The sequence below is a fragment of the Ideonella sp. sgz306126 genome (assembly GCF_056032705.1).
In genome coordinates this window covers 763,748-781,391 of the sequence record NZ_JBVYWP010000001.1, presented here as the reverse complement: position 1 = coordinate 781,391, position 17,644 = coordinate 763,748, and the positions used below count along the sequence as shown (strand labels likewise).

Below are 17,644 nucleotides of genomic sequence, written 5' to 3'. Positions count from 1 at the left end.
GAGACGCCATGAATGCCAACGCCGTATCCGCGACCACGCCCGACGTCGCCGCACCCGCCGAGCACTTCAACTTCGCCCAGCACCTGCTGGCCGAGAACGCCGGTCGCCACGACAAGACCGCGTTCATCGACGACGCGGGCTCGCTGACCTACGGCCAGCTCGACGATCGCATCCGCCGCATGGCCGCCGCCCTGCGCGCGCTGGGCGTCAAGCGCGAAGAGCGGGTGCTGCTGCTGATGCAGGACTGCAGCGATTGGCCGGTGACCTTTCTCGGGGCCATGTACGCCGGCGTGGTGCCGGTGGCGGTCAACACCTTGCTGACGGCCGACGACTACGCCTACATGCTGGAACACTCGCGCGCCCAGGCGGTGCTGGTTTCCGGGGCCTTGCTGCCGGCGCTGACCTCGGCGCTGATCAAGTCGGATCATGAAGTGCAGAAGGTCATCGTCTCGCGACCGGTGGCGCCGCTGCACCCGGCGGAGGTCGAGTTCGAGGCGTTCCTGGCGAGCCAGGCGCCGCTGCCCCGGCCCGCGTCCACCGGCCCCGACGCGCCGGGCTTCTGGCTTTATTCGTCGGGTTCGACGGGGCGGCCCAAGGGGACCGTCCATTCGCACGCCAACCCGTACTGGACCTGCGAGCTCTACGGCAAGCGGTTGCTGAAGCTGCGCGAGGACGATGTCTGCTTCTCGGCCGCCAAGCTGTTCTTCGCCTACGGCCTGGGCAACGCATTGACCTTTCCGATGAGCGTCGGGGCGACCGTGATCCTGATGGCCGAGCGGCCGACGCCGGAGGCGACGTTCAAGCGCTGGCTCGGACAGGTCGGGGGACGCAAGCCGACCGTGTTCTATGGCGCTCCGACCGGCTTTGCCGGCATGCTGGCCCACCCGGCCTTGCCGGCCCGCCAGGACCTGGCGATCCGCCTCGTCTCGTCCGCCGGCGAGGCGCTGCCGGCCGACCTCGGCGAGCGGTTCCAGCGCCACTTCGGGGTCGACATCGTCGACGGCATCGGCTCGACCGAGATGCTGCACATCTTCATCTCGAACACGCCCGAGAAGGTCCGCTACGGCACCACCGGCTGGCCGGTGCCGGGCTACGACATCGAGCTGCGCGGCGAAGAGGGCGGCGCGGTGCCCGACGGCGAGCCCGGCGACCTGTACATCCGGGGCCCGTCGGCGGCGATGATGTACTGGGGCAACCAGGCCAAGACCCGCGAGACCTTCCAGGGCGGCTGGACCAAGAGCGGCGACAAGTACGTGCGCAATGCCGACGGCAGCTACACCTACGGCGGCCGCAGCGACGACATGCTCAAGGTCAGCGGCATCTACGTCAGCCCCTTCGAGGTCGAGGCGACGCTGGTCCAGCACCCGGCGGTGCTGGAGGCTGCGGTGATCGGCGTGGCCGATGCCGACGGCCTGACCAAGACCAAGGCCTTCGTCGTGCTCAAGGCCGGCCAGCGCACCACCGAGGAGGCGCTGAAGGCCTTCGTCAAGGATCATCTGGCGCCGTACAAGTACCCGCGCCAGATCGTTTTCGTCGACGAACTGCCCAAGACGGCCACCGGCAAGATCCAGCGCTTCAAGCTGCGCGAGCAGGAAAAGCAGGCATCGTGAGCGAACGGGTCGCGATCCAGACCGGCGGGCGAGCCCTGGACATCGAGGTGGCCTGGGTCGGCGCGACCGATCCGTCGGCGCCGCTGGCGGTCTTCCTGCACGAAGGCCTGGGCTCGGTGGCGATGTGGAAGGATTTTCCGCAGCGCCTGTGCCAGGCCTGCGGCTGGCGAGGCCTGGTGTACTCGCGCCCCGGCTACGGCCGCTCGACGCCGCGTCCGCCCGACGAACGCTGGGGACGGGACTTCATGCACCATCAGGCCCGACAGGTGTTGCCGGCGCTGCTGGACGCGCTGGACGTGCAGGGGCGCTACCTGCTGTTCGGCCACAGCGATGGCGGCTCGATCGCGCTGCTGCACGCCGCGCACGCGCCGGACCGCGTGGCGGCGGCCGTGGTGATGGCGCCGCACATCCTGGTCGAGGAGTTCGGCCTGGCCAGCATCCGCGAGGCCCGCCAGCAGTATCTGCACGGCCGCCTGCGTGCCGGCCTGGCGAAGTACCACGACGACGTGGACTCGGCCTTCTGGGGCTGGAACGACATCTGGCTCGCACCGGACTTTCCCTTATGGCAAATTACTTCAGAACTAAATCAAATTAGGGCGCCGGTACTCGCCATCCAGGGGTTGGAGGATCCGTACGGAACCCTGGCGCAGATCGACGGCATCGCGGCCGCCGTGGCGCAGACGACGCTGCTCAAGTTGGATGCGTGCGGCCATTCGCCGCACCGCGATCGACCCGATCAGGTGGTGGCGGCTTGCGCTGCCTTCTGGTTTTCGCTGACGAAGAAGGAGACAAACCCATGAACATTCGCACTCCCTTGCTGGCACTGTCGGCTGCGGCCTCGCTGCTGGTCTGCGCCGGCGCGCTGGCCCAAGGCGCCAAACTCAAGGTCGGCCTGATGTTGCCCTACACCGGCACCTACGCGGCCCTGGGCACCGCGATCGAGAACGGCTTCAGGCTCTACGTGGCAGAGCAGGGAGGCAAGGTCGGCGGCCGCGAGATCGAGTACGTCAAGGTGGACGACGAATCCGATCCGTCCAAGGCCACCGAGAACGTCGGCAAGCTGATCAAGCGCGATCACGTGGACGTGCTGGTCGGTACCGTGCACTCCGGCGTCGCGATGGCGATGGCCAAGGCGGCGAAGGACAGCAACACCCTGCTGATCGTGCCCAACGCCGGTGCCGATGCCGTGACCGGCCCGATGTGCGCGCCGAACATCTTCCGCAGCTCGTTCAGCAACTGGCAACCGGGGTATGCGATGGGCGAGGTGATGGCCAAGAAGGGCATCAAGAAGGCGGTCACCATCACCTGGAAGTACGCCGCCGGCACCGAGGCCGTCAATGGCTTCAAGGAAGCCTTCACCAAGGCGGGCGGCACGGTCGTCAAGGACTTGACGCTGCCGTTCCCGAACGTCGAGTTCCAGGCGCTGCTGACCGAGATCGCAGCGCTGAAGCCGGACGCCGTCTTCACCTTCTTCGCCGGCGGCGGTGCGGTGAAGTTCGTCAAGGATTACGACGCGGCCGGTCTGAAGAAGTCGATCCCGCTGTACGGCTCGGGCTTCCTGACCGACGGCACGCTCGAAGCGCAGGGCGCGTCGGCCGAGGGCCTGGTCACCGCGCTGCACTACGGTGACAGCCTGGACACCCCGCGCGACAAGGCCTTCCGTCTGGCGTACGCCAAGACCTACAAGCTGCAGCCCGACGTGTACGCCGTTCAGGGCTACGACGCGGCACAGATCCTGGCGATCGGCCTGGCGGCGGTGAAGGGGGACGTGAACAAGAAGGCCGAGTTCGCTGCCGCGGTGGAAAAGGCGCGGATCGACAGCCCGCGCGGCCCCTTCTCGCTGAGCAAGGCGCACAACCCGGTGCAGGACATCTATCTGCGCCAGGTGGTGGGCAAGGAAAACAAGGTGATCGGCATTGCCGCCAAGGCGCTGGCCGATCCTGCCCGCGGCTGCAAGTTGTGACCCACTCCCTACGCGCTGACGCGCGCCCCCTCAGGGGGGCACCACGAGCGGACCGGCGGAGCCGGATCCGCCGTGGTTGCTTGACAGGGTGTGCTCCTGTCGAACGCGCCTGACCCCTTGGTACGCCTCCGTGGATCTCGCCACTTTTCTCATCCAGTGCCTGAACGCGGTTCAGTACGGCCTGCTGCTGTTCCTGGTGGCGTCCGGCCTGACGCTGATCTTCGGCATCATGGGCGTGATCAACCTCGCCCACGGCAGCTTCTACATGATCGGCGCCTACATGGCCTATGCGCTGGCGCCGGTGGTGCAGACCTGGGGCGGCGGATTCTTCACCGCGCTGGGGCTGGGCATCGCGCTGTCGGTGCTGCTGGGCTATGTGCTGGAGTGGGCGTTCTTCAGCTACCTGTACGAGCGCGAGCATTTGCAGCAGGTGCTGATGACCTACGGGCTCATCCTGGTGTTCGAGGAGTTGCGCAGCATCCTGGTGGGCGACGACGTGCACGGCGTGTCGCCGCCCGACTGGCTGACCGGCAGCCTGCCGCTGGGCGACATGATGGCCTACCCGGTCTACCGCCTGTTCATCTCGGCGGTCTGCCTGGCGGTGGCGGCGGGCATGTGGGCGGTCATGACCCGGACGCGGCTGGGCATGCGCATCCGGGCCGGCGCCAGCAACCGGGAGATGGCGCGCGCGATGGGCGTCAACATCCGACTGCTGTACCGCATCGTCTTTGCCGTCGGCGTGGCCCTGGCGGCGCTGGCCGGGATGATCGCCGCACCGGTCTCATCGGTGTATCCGAACATGGGCGCCGGCGTGCTCATCATCTGCTTCGTGGTGGTGGTGATCGGCGGCATCGGCTCGATCAAGGGCGCGCTGGTCGCGGCGCTGATGGTGGGTTTCGTCGACACCTTCGGCAAGGTGCTGCTGCCCCAGATCGCGGGGGTGTCGGTGTACCTTCTGATGGCGGCCATGCTGCTGTGGAAGCCTGAAGGGCTGTTCAAATGACCCATCGCCGCAGCGCCTTCGGCGCTCCCCCTCAAGGGGGCGCCCTCAGCGGCCTGGCGGAGCCCGTTCGGCGAGGGCCGCTGGGCTTGCCGCGAAAGTCCTGGCCCGTGATCGTGGCCTTCCTTGCCCTGGCCGCGCTGCCCCTGGTGCTGCAAGGCTTCTATCTGGACCTGACGGTCAAGATCATGGTCCTGGCCCTCTTTGCGCTCAGCCTGGAATTGCTGGTCGGCCAGACCGGGCTGGTGTGCTTCGGCCATGCCGCCTTCTTCGGCATCGGCGCCTACGGGGTCACGCTGATGTCGCCCCAAGGCGAGCCCGCCTCGCTGTGGCTCACGCTGGCGGCGTCGTTGGGGGCTGCGGGCCTCTATGCGCTGGGTGTCGGGGCCCTGTCGCTGCGCACCCGCGGCGTCTACTTCATCATGATCACGCTGGCCTTCGCGCAAATGGCGTACTTCGTCGCGCACGACACCCCGCTGGGAGGCGGCAGCGACGGCATCTACCTGTACTTCAAGCCCGACGCGACGCTGTTCGGCGTCAAGCCCTTCGACCTGGACGCCGGCGCCACGCTGTACTACGCGGTGTGGGCCTGCCTGGCGGCGTCTTTCGTGTCGGTGGCGGTGCTGCTGCGCAGCCGCTTCGGCCGCGCGCTGGCCGGCATCAAGGCCAACGAACAACGCATGCGCGCCGCCGGCTACGCCACCTTCGGCTACAAGCTGGTGGTGTTCGTGCTGTCGGCCATGCTGGCTGCGCTGGCCGGCTATCTGTTCGCGCTGAAGGACGGTTTCGTGAACCCCGAGTTGCTGAGCTGGCACCAGAGCGGAGCCGTGCTGATCATGATCATCCTGGGCGGCCTGGGCCATCTGCGCGGGGCGCTGCTGGGCGCGCTTGCGCTGACGCTGCTGCAGGAGTTGTTTCAGTCGCAGGCCGTGTTCGGCGCCTTCGCCAAGCACTGGCCGCTGATGCTGGGGTTGGCCATCATCGCCTTCGTGGCGTGGATGCCGCGCGGGCTGATCGGCCTGCGGGCGAGCAGGGAGGCCGCATGACGCCGGCCCCCGAGATGCTGCTCGAAGCCCGCGACGTGTCCCGGTTCTTCGGCGGACTGAAGGCGGTGGAGGGGGTGTCGATCGCACTGTCCGAAGGCAGCCTGCACGCGGTGATCGGGACCAACGGCGCCGGCAAGTCGACGCTGATCAACCTGCTCTCGGGCGAGCTGGGGCTGACCCGGGGCGAGGTGCTGCTGATGGGCCGCGACGTCGCGCGCTGGAGCCAGCCCCGTCGCGCCCGCGCGGGGCTGGGCCGCAGCTACCAGCGCAACACCCTTTTCAGCGATTTCACCGTGCGCGAGAACTGCCGCCTGACCGCCCAGGCCCGCTGGCAACGCCCGTGGGACTGGTGGACCCCCGCCACGCGCTGCAGCAACGCCAACACCGCCGCCGACGAAGCGCTGGCCCGCGCCGGCCTGGCGGAGCACGCGGCGCGCCCCGCCGGCACGCTGTCGCATGGACAAAAGCGCCAGCTCGAGATCGCGATGTGCCTGGCGAGCGGACCGCGGGTGCTGTTGCTGGACGAGCCGCTGGCGGGCATGGGGGCCGAAGAAACCGATCGCATGCTGGCCTTGCTCGACGAACTGAAGCGCGACCACGCCATCCTGCTGGTCGAGCACGACATGGACGCGGTCTTCCGCGTCGCCGACCGCATCACCGTGATGGTCAACGGCCGGGTGATCGCCAGCGATGCGCCCGAGGCCATCCGCAGCAACCGCGAGGTTCAGGTCGCGTACCTGGGCGACCACTGACATGAGCACCGAGTTCGTCCTTCAGGCCCAGGACCTTCACGCCCATTACGGCCAGAGCCACATCCTGCACGGCATCAGCTTCGGGATCCGCGCCGGCGAGTCGATCGGTTTGCTGGGGCGCAACGGCATGGGCAAGACGACGCTGATTCGCACCGTGCTGGGGCAGCTGCGCGCCAGCAGTGGCCGCGTGACGGTGGCGGGCCGCGACGTGACGCGCGAGCCGACCGAGCACATCGTGCGGCTGGGCATCGGGGTGGTTCCCGAAGGGCGCGGCGTGTTCCCCAATCTCAGCGTGCGCGAGAACCTCGTGATGGCCGCGCGCCCCGGCACCCGGGGCCAGGCGGACTGGACCTTCGAGCGGGTGCTGGACACGTTCCCACGCCTGGCCGAGCGCCTGGGCCACGGCGGCGGCCAGCTCAGCGGCGGCGAGCAGCAGATGCTGGCGATCGGCCGGGCGCTGATGACCCATCCCGACCTGATCATCCTCGACGAAGCCACCGAGGGGCTGGCACCGCTGGTGGTGGCCGAGATCTGGCGCGTCATCGGCCTGGTGCGCGCCAGCGGCATCGCGTCGCTGGTGGTGGACCGGAACTTCCGCCAGGTGCTGTCCCATTCCGACCGCTGCATCGTGCTGGAGAAGGGCCGCATCGTGCTGGAAGGAAAATCCGACGATCTCGCCGCCGACGAAGCCGTGCTGCACCGCTTCCTGGGGGTCTGACCGGGCTCCTGGAGCGCCGGCCGACCTCTCTTCAACCCACCTTCTCCTGGACGACCCCATGACTGCTCGCCAAGCCTACATCTGCGACGCCCTGCGCACCCCCTTCGGCCGCTACGGCGGCGCCCTGTCCGGTGTGCGCGCCGACGACCTGGGCGCGATCCCGATCCAGGCCCTGATGGCCCGCCACCCCACGGTCGACTGGGCCGCGCTGACCGACGTGATCTACGGCTGCGCCAACCAGGCCGGCGAGGACAACCGCAACGTGGCCCACATGGCCTCGCTGCTGGCGGGCCTGCCGCTGGCGGTGCCGGGCGCCACGATCAACCGCCTGTGCGGTTCGGGCATGGACGCGGTGGGGACCGCGGCGCGCGCGATCAAGGCAGGGGAGGCCGGCCTGATGATCGCCGGCGGCGTCGAGAGCATGAGCCGCGCGCCTTTCGTGATGCCCAAGGCCGAGTCGGCCTTCACCCGCAGCAACGCGATCTACGACACGACCATCGGCTGGCGCTTCGTCAACCCGAAGATGAAGGCGATGTACGGCGTGGACGCGATGCCCGAGACCGCCGAGAACGTGGCCAGCGATTTCGGCATCGAGCGCGAGGCGCAGGACCGCATGGCGCTCGCGTCGCAGAAGAAGGCGGTGGCGGCGCAGCAGCGCGGCTTCTTCGATGCCGAGATCACGCCGGTGACGATTCCGCAGAAGAAGGGCGATCCGGTGCTCGTCGCCAAGGACGAGCATCCGCGCGACACCAGCCTGGAGGCGCTGGCCAAGTTGAAGGGCGTGGTGCGCCCCGACGGCACCGTGACCGCAGGCAACGCCAGCGGCGTCAACGACGGGGCCTGCGCGCTGTTGCTGGCCGACGAGGCCGGTGCCCGCCAGCACGGCCTGACGCCGCGCGCCCGCGTGGTCGGCATGGCCACCGCCGGCGTGGCACCGCGCATCATGGGCATCGGCCCGGCCCCGGCGACGCGCAAGGTGCTGGAGCTCACCGGCCTGAGCCTGGCCCAGATGGATGTGATCGAGCTGAACGAGGCGTTCGCGGCCCAAGGCCTGGCGGTGCTGCGGGACCTGGGCCTGCAGGACGACGATCCCCGCGTCAATCCGAACGGCGGTGCGATCGCGCTGGGGCATCCGCTGGGCGCCAGCGGCGCGCGCCTGGTGACCACGGCGGTCAACCAGCTGCACACCATGAACGGCGGACGGGGCGGGCGCTACGCGCTGTGCACGATGTGCATCGGCGTCGGGCAGGGGATCGCGCTGATCGTCGAGCGGGTCTGAGGCGCGGGCGGCAGCGGCGCGTCGACGAGCCGCCGACGGCTCAGCGGTTCACCGATTTGTAGATGCCGCAGCCCAGCACCAGACCGTCGCCCACTGGCACCACGTACGAGGTCTTGGGCGCGATCTGGCCGGTCTGCGGGTTGAGGAAGTCGTAGTCGACCCAGCCGCCGCCGGCTTCGGCCGCGGCCCAGACGTCGCGCCCCAGCTGGCTGACCTCGGTGCCCAGGATCTCGGCGGCGTGCTTGCCCACGTTGGCGGGCTTGCCGGCAAAGGCCCGGTAGACCATTTGCCGGTCCCAGGCGAAGACGTACATGTCGCGGTCCATGAAGCCGTTGGCCGGGTCGGTGATCTGCGCCAGCGCCGCGGCGCCTTGCGCCTTGAATCGCTCGACGGCTTGCTGGACCAGGCGGAACGCCTCGTCCGCCGTGCCCTGGCGCAGGCGGAAGCCCGCCACCGATTCGGCCAGCCGCTGCGAGCGCTGGCCGAGCGTGGCGGCCGCCCCGGAGACCTGCTCCACCATCTTCGAGTTGCTCTGTGTGATCTCGTCCAGGCTGACGATGGCCTGGCTGATCTGCGCCAGTCCGGCGCTCTGCTGGGTGGCGGCAGCGGTGATCGCGCTGACGTTGTCGGTGACCTGGCCGACGCCGTCGACCACCGCCGTGAGCTGGTCGTTGACCTGGGCGATGTGGCCGGCGCCGGCTTCGACCTGGGCGCTGGACTGCGAGATCAGGGTCTTGATCTCCTGCGCTGCCGTGGAACTGCGTAGCGCGAGCGAGCGCACTTCGGCCGCCACCACCGCGAAGCCGCGTCCCTGTTCGCCGGCCCGGGCGGCCTCGACCGCGGCATTGAGCGCCAGGATGTTGGTCTGGAACGCCAGGCCGTCGATCACGCCGATGATGTCGTGCACCTTCTGCGAGCTGGTCTTGATCGCGTTCATCGCGGCCACCGCGTCGCGCATCGCCTGCCCGCCGCTGAGGGCACGTTCGTGGACACTGCCGGCGAGGTGGCCGGCGGTCTGGGCGTCGGCGCTGCTTTGGTGCATCGTGCCGCTGAGCTGCTGCACGCTGGCCGAGGTCTGCTCCAGGCTGCTGGCCTGGCGATCGGTGCGTCCCGCCAGGTCGCCGGTGTCGGACGCGAGCGATCGGCTGGCCTGCGACAGCAGCGTGGATTCGCTGCGCACGTCGGCCACCAGCGCGGACAGGCGCGCGTTCATCGCATCCAGGGTCTGCGCGATGACGGCCACCTGGTCTCGTCCCGCCACTTGCACCGACTGCGACAGGTCGCCGCGGGCCAAGGCCTGGCTGGCGGTTTCGATCTGGGCCAGGCCATCGGCCAGGCCCGCGTAGATCGCGCCCAGCAGGACGGCCACGATGGCGAAGCCGGCCGCCAGGGCGACGAGCTGCCAGGTCGGCGCATCGAGTTGCCAGGCCAGGCCCACGCCACCGCAGGCCGTGGCGGCATAGGCCAGCGACACGACCGCCGCCTTGGTGCCCAGGCGCATCGATTGCAGCAGCCGGGCGGCAGGGCGCAACGGCAGGGCGGGGCGGCGGCGGGCGGTGTGGGCCATGGGGGTCTCCAGCGGAAGGGCGGGCGGGGGGAGATTTCCCGGATGCTAGAGGCCGGTGCCCTCGTGCAAAGCCGCAAACAGCAGGTGATAGCGCCGGCTGTTTGTCGGCGCCCAGCCGCGCGGGCCGTCGCTGCGGCGCATCGCCGCCACTGCCGCGACAATAGCGCCATGTTCAGTTTTTTCCGCAAGAAGCCCGCGCCGGCCGTGCCGCCCGCGGCGCCTGCCGCCGCCCTCCCACCCGCAGCGCCTGCCGGCACGGCGGCGCCCGCCCTGCCAGCCGAGGAGACCGCGGCGCCGCGCGCGGGCTGGCTCGGCCGCTTGCGCCAGGGGTTGGCGCGCACCGGCTCCAGCCTCAGCCAGGTGTTCACCGGCACCCGGATCGACGATGCGCTCTACGACGAGTTGGAGAGCGCGTTGCTGATGGCCGATGCCGGCGTGAAGGCCACCGAGCATCTGCTGGCCGACCTGAAGCGCCGCGTCAAGACCGCCAAGGCCAGCGAGCCCTCGCAGGTCAAGGCCTTGCTGATCGATGCGATCGCCGAGCTGCTGGCGCCGCTGGAAAAGGCGCTGGTGGTGGGGGTGCACCACCCCACGGTGATGATGGTCGTGGGCGTCAACGGCGCCGGCAAGACCACCAGCATCGGCAAGCTCACCCGGCACCTGGCGGAGAACGACTGCAAGGTGCTGCTGGCCGCCGCCGACACGTTCCGCGCCGCGGCGCGCGAACAGCTGGGCGTGTGGGCCGACCGCAACCGGGTCGAGATCGTCAGCCAGGAAGGCGGCGATCCGGCGGCGGTGACCTTCGACGCCGTCCAGGCCGGGCGGGCGCGCGGCTGCGACGTGGTGCTGGCCGACACCGCGGGACGCCTGCCCACGCAACTGCACCTGATGGAGGAGTTGAAGAAGATCCGCCGCGTGATCACCAAGGCCGATGCCTCCGCCCCGCACGAGGTGTTGCTGGTGGTTGATGGCAACACCGGGCAGAACGCGCTGGCGCAGGTGAAGGCCTTCGACGAGGCGTTGGAACTGACGGGCCTGATCATCACCAAGCTCGACGGCACCGCCAAGGGCGGCGTGCTGGCGGCCATCGCGCTGTGGGCCCGCGACCGGGCGGTGCTGCGCGGCGATGCGTCCAGCGTGCCGGTGTACTTCATCGGCGTTGGCGAAAAGCTCGAGGACTTGCAGACCTTCAGCGCGCGCGAGTTTGCGAAAGCGCTGCTCGACTGACGGGCGAGGGAGCCCGGGCGGCCGTGCGTCCGGCGGCCGCGGCGGGGCTCAGTGCGCGCGGGCGGCGGGGGGCTGGATGAACCAGGCCACCACCAGCCAGACCGCCGCCAGCGCGGCACAGGCCAGGAACACGCCTTCGCCGGATCCGTACTTGGCGATCACGCCGCCGAGCGCCCCGCCGGCGAACAGCCCCAGCGACTGCGCCGTGTTGTAGACCCCCATCGCCAGGCCCTTGCGCGCAGGCGGCGCGGTGCGCGACACCAGCGACGGAATCAGCGCTTCCATCACGTTGAACGAGACGAAGAAGAAGAACATCGACGCCAGCAGCGCCACCGGGTGGGTGTAGCTGAACGCGAAGGCCAGCATCACCACCATCATCAGCGCCACCGCCGAGCGGAAGACCGCCCGCATGTAGCCGCGGCTCTCGGCCCAGATGATGCCGGGGATCGCGACGACGAACGAGCCCACGGTGATCGGCAGGTAGACCTCCCAGTGCCGGCTGACCTCGATGCCTGCATCGTGCACCAGGGCCAGCGGCACGATCACGAACATCGCCATCTGCGTGAAGTTGACGACGAAGATGCTGAAGTGCAGGCGCAGCAGCGCGGGCGAGAACACCGAATCGCGCGGGGCGCCGGGTCCCAGTTCCTCGGCGCGGTGACTCATCGGTACGTCGGGCACGATCCACTGGATCACGGCGATCGCCAGCAGCGCCAGCACCCCGGTCAGGTCGAACATGCCGGGCACGCCGATCGAGTGATAAAGCATCGGGCCGGCGATCAGCGAGACGATGAAGCTCATGCCGATGGTCATCCCGACCATCGCCATCGCCTTGGTGCGGTTCTGGTCCTGGGTGGCGTCGGCAATCATCGCGGAGATGGCGGCCGAAATGGCGCCAGCGCCCTGGATCGCGCGGCCGACGATGATGGCCTCCAGCGAATGCGAGGCGCCCGCCATGAACGAGCCGAACGCAAAGACCGCCAGCCCCACCATCATCACCGGCTTGCGGCCGAAACGGTCGCTGGCCATGCCGAACGGGATTTGCAGCATCGCCTGCGTCAGCCCGTAGATGCCCAACGCCATGCCGACCAGCACATGGCTGTGGCCCTCGGGCAGCGTGGCGGCATAGATCGAGAACACCGGCAGGATCAGGAACAGGCCCAGCATGCGCAGGCCGTAGATCGACGCCAGCGTGATGCTGGCGCGCCGCTCCAGCGGGCTCATGCGCCCGCGGGCGGAGGAGGTCTTGGTGGGCGGCAGGGGCGGGGCGGTCAGGGATTCAGACATGGTGGGGGGCGACGGGGCGCCATGGGGCGGCGACAAGGCCAGATTGTCGGTCAGCCTCCGCGGCGCTGAAGAAGGTCGGCGCGCAAGGCCATCAGGTCGGACTCTGGGTGATCCCTGTCAACCAGGGTCCGGCTCCATTGAGGCGCGCATAGAAGCAAGAGCGGAATCAATGTCTTGAGGCCTGTCAAACCCGTTTCACAAGAGGTGGTTGTCCTTGCCGCTTGTCGTGAATCGGTCCGCCAGGCACTGATTTCCATCAAACCAGCCCGATTGATGCTGCGCTGCAACAGCACTCCGGGCGAGCAGGGTGCGGCTTGAGATATCTCAACCCCCCCTGGCTTTTTGCCCGCCACGACTTACTCACAGGCATAGAGTAGATACATGCCGGAAACGTTGGGCGGTGCATAGGAAGTACCTCAGGCAACGGACCTGCAGTCAGAGGTCCGGACAACGGCGCTTGTCACCCAAGGCCAGGGTCCGGGTAAAAAAAAGAGCTCAAAAGGAATCTTGGGATCATGAAAGCACTCTCTCCCCGCGTTGCCGGCCTTGGCGTGACCCTCGCGCTGGCCTTGTTCTCCGTCCAGGCCTCGGCCGCCGACGAAGATGCTGCCCGCGCCCTGGCGCGCCAGAACAACTGCTTCAAGTGCCACGGCGTCGAAAAAGCCAAGGACGGTCCGGCCTGGAAAGATGTCGCGACCAAGCTCAAGGGCAAGCCGGATGCCGAAGCCCGCCTGATCAAGCATCTGACCACCGGCGAGAAGGCAAAGTTCCCTGACGGGCACGAAGAAGACCACAAGATCATCAAGGCCCCCAGCGCGGCGGACACCAAGAACCTGGTCGACTGGATCCTGTCGCTCTAAGCCAGGTTTCCCTGCTGAATGTGACTTGGGTGGCAACCCGCCGCCCGGGATGCGTTCGTCCTGAAAACCCACATCGCCGCCGGCGCCGCCGGCAGATCACACGAGGAAAAGCCATGAAGTGCTTCTCACGAATTGCTGCAGTGCTCACGCTGCTGGTCGGCCTCGTCGGGCTGGCGCCCGCCGGCGCGGCCCCCTTGGCCGTCGTCGGCGCCAGCGCCGCTCAGGACACGGCCGCAGCCGGTCTCAAGAAGGACGCGGTCTGCACCCGCTGCCACGACGAGTCCGAATCCCGGCCCGTGTTGTCGATCTACCAGACGCCACACGGCGTGCGCGGTGATGCCCGCACCCCGACCTGCCAGAGCTGCCACGGTGAAAGCACCCAGCACGTGGCAGGCGGCAAGGGCGTCGGCGATGCCAGCCGCCCGGCGCCCGACGTGCTGTTCAAGCCGCGGGGCAGCGTCTACAAGCCCTCCGAGGCGGCGACCCAGGTCGCGGCCTGCATCACCTGCCACAAGGGCGGCTTGCGCACCCATTGGGACGGCAGCCAGCATCAGAGCCAGGACATCCCCTGCGCCACCTGCCACAAGGTGCACGTCAAGTCGGACCCGGTGCTCAACAAGGTCACCCAGCCCGAGGTCTGCTTCGCCTGCCACAAGGAGCAGCGCGCGCAGACCCATCTGGTGTCGACCCACCCGCTGGATGCCGGCAAGATGGCTTGCAGCGATTGCCACAACCCGCACGGTTCGGCCGGTCCCAAGCTGCTGAAGAAGAACACCGTCACCGAAACCTGCACGACCTGCCATGCCGAAAAGCGCGGCCCGTTCCTGTGGGAGCACCAGCCGGTCAGCGAGGACTGCACCAACTGCCACACGCCGCACGGCTCGAACATCACGCCGCTGCTCAAGTCGCGTGCGCCCTTCCTGTGCGATGAGTGCCACGACGGCCCCCACAACAGCCAGGCGCCCTATGGCACCGGTGCCGCGGGCCTGCAAGGCGGCCTGCTGCCGGCCAACGGCAACCCGAACACCAGTGCCAACGGACGGGCCTGCATGAACTGCCACGTCATGGTTCACGGTTCGAACTCGCCTGCCGGTGCCTATCTGCACCGCTAAATCTGAACATGGAGCTTGCTATGAGAACGAATGCACAAGGCTTCGCTGCCAGCGCAATTGTCCTGGCGGTGCGCGCAGCGATGATGGCGATGGTCGCCGTGCCGATGATCGGCATGGCGCAGGACGCGCCCAGCGATGAGGTCAAGGCGCTGATTTCGCCGACCAATTACTTCGAAATCGGCCTGGGCGGCGTCTCGAAGGACTCGGCCAAGTTCGGCGAGTACAACGGCCTGGACGCCTCCGGCGCATATGCGGTCGGGAACTTCGATGTCCGTGGCGGCGACGCCTACGGCCAGGGCAGCGGCTTGAGGCGCTGGGCAATCTACGGCACCGACCTGGGCACGACCTCGCGCTCGCTGGGCGCCAGCATCAGCGACCAGGGCGTGTGGAAGCTGGGAATCGGCTACGACCAGTTGCGCCACCACATCACCGACACCTACCAGACGCCGTTCGTCGGCGCCATGGGCGACAACAGCTTCACGCTGCCGGCGTCCTTCGGGGTCGTCAACACCGGAGGCAGCGGCACCCGGACACTGACGCCGGCCCAGCTGGCGATGTTCCACACCGAGCATGTCTACAGCGAGCGCAAGAACGCCACGTTCAGCGCCGCCTACAACTTCAACCGCAACTGGGGCGTGAAGCTGGACTTCAGCCAGCTCGACCAGTCCGGAGCGAAGCTGATCGGCTCGGGCACCGACGCGTACAACACGACGGCCACCGGCGGCATGGCCTGGGGCGGCGAGCGCATCGCCATCCTGATGACGCCGACGAACTACAAGACCGAGACCTTCAATCTCTCGCTCGACTGGGTGGGCGAGAAAGCCTACGCCAGCCTGGCGTACTTCGGTTCGTTGTTCGATGACGCGAATGCCGGCCTGTCCTGGTCGAACCCGTTCGTGGCCAACTCGGGCGCCTGGGTCGCGCCGGCCACCGGCACCTCGCCGGGCGCCGGCGGTTTCCCGGTCGACACGATGAGCACGCCGCCGAGCAATGCCTTCCATCAGTTCAGTCTGACGGGCGGCTATGCCTTCGATGCGAAGACCCATCTGTCGGGCGGGCTGTCCTATGGCCGCAACACGCAGGACGCCGCCTACGCCGGGACCTACACCACCACACCCAACACGGCGGCGGGCCTTCCCGTGGCGTCGCTCGGCGGTCTGGTCGTCAACACCCATGCCGACTTGAAGCTGACCCATCAGGCCAGTTCCGCACTGAACCTGATGGCCGGTCTCAAGTACAACGAGCGTGACAACCAGACGGCGTCGAGCCAGTACACCTTCCGCGATCTGGGCGGCGTGACCACCGAAGTGACGAATGCGCCGATGAGCTACCGGCGCACCCAGCTGGAGTTGGCGGCCGAGTACCGGATCGATCCGCGCCAGCGCCTGCATGTCGGCTACGACTACGAGCAGATGCAGCGCTGGTGCAACAACGCCGCTGCGAACAATGCGCAGGGCTTCCTGTCGGCGGTCAACACCGGCTACTACACCACCGCGTCGTGCGTGCAGGTGCCGGAGGACAAGGAAAGCAAGCTGAGCCTCGGCTACAAGCTCAAGGCCAGCGACAACGTGAGCGTCAACGCCGGTTACAGCTACGGCAAGCGCGACGCCACCGTCAACAGCTCGTTTTACAACCCGATGCAGGTGCAGGACGGCGGCGAGGGCTTCGAGAACTTCGGCTACCTGGCCTTTTTCGACGCGTCGCGCACCGAACAGCAGGTCAAGCTGGGAGTGAACGTCCAGGCGCGCGAGAACCTGAACCTGGGCCTGAACGCCCGCTACCAGGACGACAAGTACGGCTCGACGCTGGGCGTGCAGAACGGCAGGACCTCGAGCATCAACGTCGATGCCGCGTACACCGTGTCGGAAACGAGTTCGTTCTCGGCTTACGCCAGCTGGCAGGACAGGACGCGGGATTTGCTGTCCGCCAATGGCCGCAATGCCGTGGCCGCCTTGCCCAACCTGTGGACCAACCGCATGGATGACCAGGAAGGCACGATCGGCATCGGCGGTCGGCAGGACGGCCTGCTGCACGGCAAGCTGGCTTTGCGCGAGGACCTGTCCTACTCGCTGGGCAGCACGGGCTACTCGACCCAGTTGCGGTACGCGAGCACGACCTGCGTGGCGACGTCGAACCTCAGTTGCGGGGCCTTGCCCAACTTCAAGAACGAGTCGGCGCGCTTCAGGGTCAATGGAACCTACAGGCTGAACAAGGTCAGCGACGTGCTGATGGGCTACTCGTTCCAGCGGCTGGATGCGCAGGATTACTTCTACAACGTCTACCAGGCGGGCTACACCGCCTCGACGATGTTGCCGACCAACCAGTTGGCGCCGACCTACACGATCAACAGCCTGTTCGTCGCCTATCGCTACCGCTTCCAGTAACGGGGTGCGCAGCCCCGGCCTTTTGCAGCTGACCGCGAAATGCCCGGGCGCGCCTTTGTCGATTCCCGGAGAAATCAATGGACCAAGTCCGTCAGCCCGGCCGCATGCGCCGGTTTTGGAACGCGCTGAAGCGTCCCAGCGCGAAGTATTCGATGCTCGCGCTCCTGTTCGTCGGCTTTGGCGGCGGCGTGATCTTCTGGGGCGGCTTCAACACCGCCATCGAGGCCACGAACTCGCTGAGCTTCTGCATCACCTGTCACGAGATGCGTGACACGGTGTACCAGGAATACAAGCAGACGATCCACTACAGCAACCGCACCGGCGTGCGGGCCGCGTGCCCGGACTGCCACGTGCCCAAGGACTGGCCGCACATGATGCTGCGCAAGGCGCAAGCCTCGTTCGAGGTCTGGGGCAAGCTGACCGGTGACGTCGATACGCCGGCCAAGTTCGAAGCCAAGCGCATGACGCTGGCGACGCACGAATGGGCGCGCATGGAAGCCTCGGGTTCACGCGAGTGCCGCAACTGCCACAACTTCGACGCGATGAGCGACCAGATCCAGAAGCAGACGGTCTACAAGAAGCACATGCAGGCCAAGGCCGACGGCAAAACCTGTATCGATTGCCACAAGGGCATCGCGCACCACCTGCCCAAGGAATACCGCGACCCCGACGAGGAGTGAGTCCGACCGCCGGGTTCCCGGCAGCGGCGCCCCGGTGCCGACCTGCAGTCACCGCCGAAAGCGGCGCGACGGCCGGCCTCTTGATACTTGTCAAGAGACCGGCCGACGGCGCCATGCATCATGCCGGCTCCATGGCCGCCGGGTGTCGGTTGCCGTATC

Annotated in this window: 15 protein-coding genes; 13 read left to right on the top strand and 2 right to left on the bottom strand. The window is 68.0% G+C overall.

The annotated features are described in order from the left end of the window. Positions 1-8: 8 nt before the first annotated feature. The 8 genes from AC0N04_RS03590 to pcaF all read left to right on the top strand — a co-directional run bounded on the left by AC0N04_RS03590 (position 9) and on the right by pcaF (position 8,368). Entirely contained in the window at positions 9-1,610 is a 1,602-nt protein-coding gene (locus AC0N04_RS03590; RefSeq protein WP_474278690.1) for a benzoate-CoA ligase family protein, read from the top strand. Continuing rightward, a complete protein-coding gene (locus tag AC0N04_RS03585; RefSeq protein ID WP_474279058.1) occupies positions 1,604-2,410 on the top strand; it encodes an alpha/beta fold hydrolase in 807 nt (268 codons plus the stop codon). The genes AC0N04_RS03590 and AC0N04_RS03585 overlap by 7 nt, the downstream gene beginning before the upstream one ends. After that, a complete protein-coding gene (locus AC0N04_RS03580) occupies positions 2,407-3,573 on the top strand; it encodes an ABC transporter substrate-binding protein (protein WP_474278688.1) in 1,167 nt (388 codons plus the stop codon). Before AC0N04_RS03585 ends, AC0N04_RS03580 begins: the two co-directional genes overlap by 4 nt. 130 nt (positions 3,574-3,703) lie before the next feature. Next, positions 3,704-4,576, top strand: coding sequence for a branched-chain amino acid ABC transporter permease (locus AC0N04_RS03575; RefSeq protein WP_474278686.1), 873 nt, complete (start codon positions 3,704-3,706; stop codon positions 4,574-4,576). A 107-nt stretch (positions 4,577-4,683) separates the two neighbouring features. Beyond that, entirely contained in the window at positions 4,684-5,619 is a 936-nt protein-coding gene (locus AC0N04_RS03570; RefSeq protein ID WP_474278684.1) for a branched-chain amino acid ABC transporter permease, read from the top strand. Beyond that, positions 5,616-6,371 (top strand): ABC transporter ATP-binding protein, encoded by a 756-nt coding sequence (locus AC0N04_RS03565; protein WP_474278682.1) that lies wholly within the window; start codon positions 5,616-5,618, stop codon positions 6,369-6,371. Before AC0N04_RS03570 ends, AC0N04_RS03565 begins: the two co-directional genes overlap by 4 nt. A 1-nt stretch (position 6,372) precedes the next feature. Next, positions 6,373-7,089 (top strand): ABC transporter ATP-binding protein, encoded by a 717-nt coding sequence (locus AC0N04_RS03560; RefSeq protein ID WP_474278680.1) that lies wholly within the window; start codon positions 6,373-6,375, stop codon positions 7,087-7,089. Between the two features lie 58 nt (positions 7,090-7,147). Beyond that, on the top strand, positions 7,148-8,368 hold the full coding sequence (gene pcaF / locus AC0N04_RS03555) for a 3-oxoadipyl-CoA thiolase (protein WP_474278678.1): 1,221 nt from the start codon (positions 7,148-7,150) through the stop codon (positions 8,366-8,368). Positions 8,369-8,408: 40 nt separating this feature from the next. On the opposite strand, the gene AC0N04_RS03550 is transcribed toward pcaF, so the two are convergent. Next, positions 8,409-9,935, bottom strand: a complete 1,527-nt coding sequence (locus AC0N04_RS03550; protein ID WP_474278676.1) for a methyl-accepting chemotaxis protein — start codon at positions 9,933-9,935, stop codon at positions 8,409-8,411. A 168-nt stretch (positions 9,936-10,103) separates the two neighbouring features. On the opposite strand from AC0N04_RS03550, the gene ftsY reads away from it, so the two are divergent. Next, positions 10,104-11,162 (top strand): signal recognition particle-docking protein FtsY, encoded by a 1,059-nt coding sequence (gene ftsY, locus AC0N04_RS03545; RefSeq protein ID WP_474278674.1) that lies wholly within the window; start codon positions 10,104-10,106, stop codon positions 11,160-11,162. 48 nt (positions 11,163-11,210) lie between these two features. Here the strand turns inward: ftsY and AC0N04_RS03540 are convergent, their stop codons facing one another. Continuing rightward, positions 11,211-12,386 (bottom strand): MFS transporter, encoded by a 1,176-nt coding sequence (locus tag AC0N04_RS03540; RefSeq protein WP_474279056.1) that lies wholly within the window; start codon positions 12,384-12,386, stop codon positions 11,211-11,213. A gap of 578 nt (positions 12,387-12,964) precedes the next feature. Between AC0N04_RS03540 and AC0N04_RS03535 the strand changes: the two genes are divergently transcribed. The 4 genes from AC0N04_RS03535 to AC0N04_RS03520 all read left to right on the top strand — a co-directional run bounded on the left by AC0N04_RS03535 (position 12,965) and on the right by AC0N04_RS03520 (position 17,485). Next, positions 12,965-13,309 carry a c-type cytochrome gene (locus AC0N04_RS03535; protein ID WP_474278672.1) on the top strand — a complete coding sequence of 115 codons (345 nt, stop codon included), beginning with the start codon at positions 12,965-12,967 and terminating at the stop codon, positions 13,307-13,309. Positions 13,310-13,422: 113 nt separating this feature from the next. Then, on the top strand, positions 13,423-14,421 hold the full coding sequence (locus AC0N04_RS03530; protein ID WP_474278670.1) for a DmsE family decaheme c-type cytochrome: 999 nt from the start codon (positions 13,423-13,425) through the stop codon (positions 14,419-14,421). 20 nt (positions 14,422-14,441) lie between these two features. Beyond that, positions 14,442-16,805 (top strand): MtrB/PioB family decaheme-associated outer membrane protein, encoded by a 2,364-nt coding sequence (locus AC0N04_RS03525; protein ID WP_474278668.1) that lies wholly within the window; start codon positions 14,442-14,444, stop codon positions 16,803-16,805. Positions 16,806-16,882: 77 nt separating this feature from the next. After that, the gene (locus AC0N04_RS03520) at positions 16,883-17,485 is read left to right on the top strand and encodes a NapC/NirT family cytochrome c (protein ID WP_474278666.1); all 603 of its coding nucleotides are present in this window, start codon (positions 16,883-16,885) and stop codon (positions 17,483-17,485) included. Positions 17,486-17,644 lie beyond the last annotated feature (159 nt).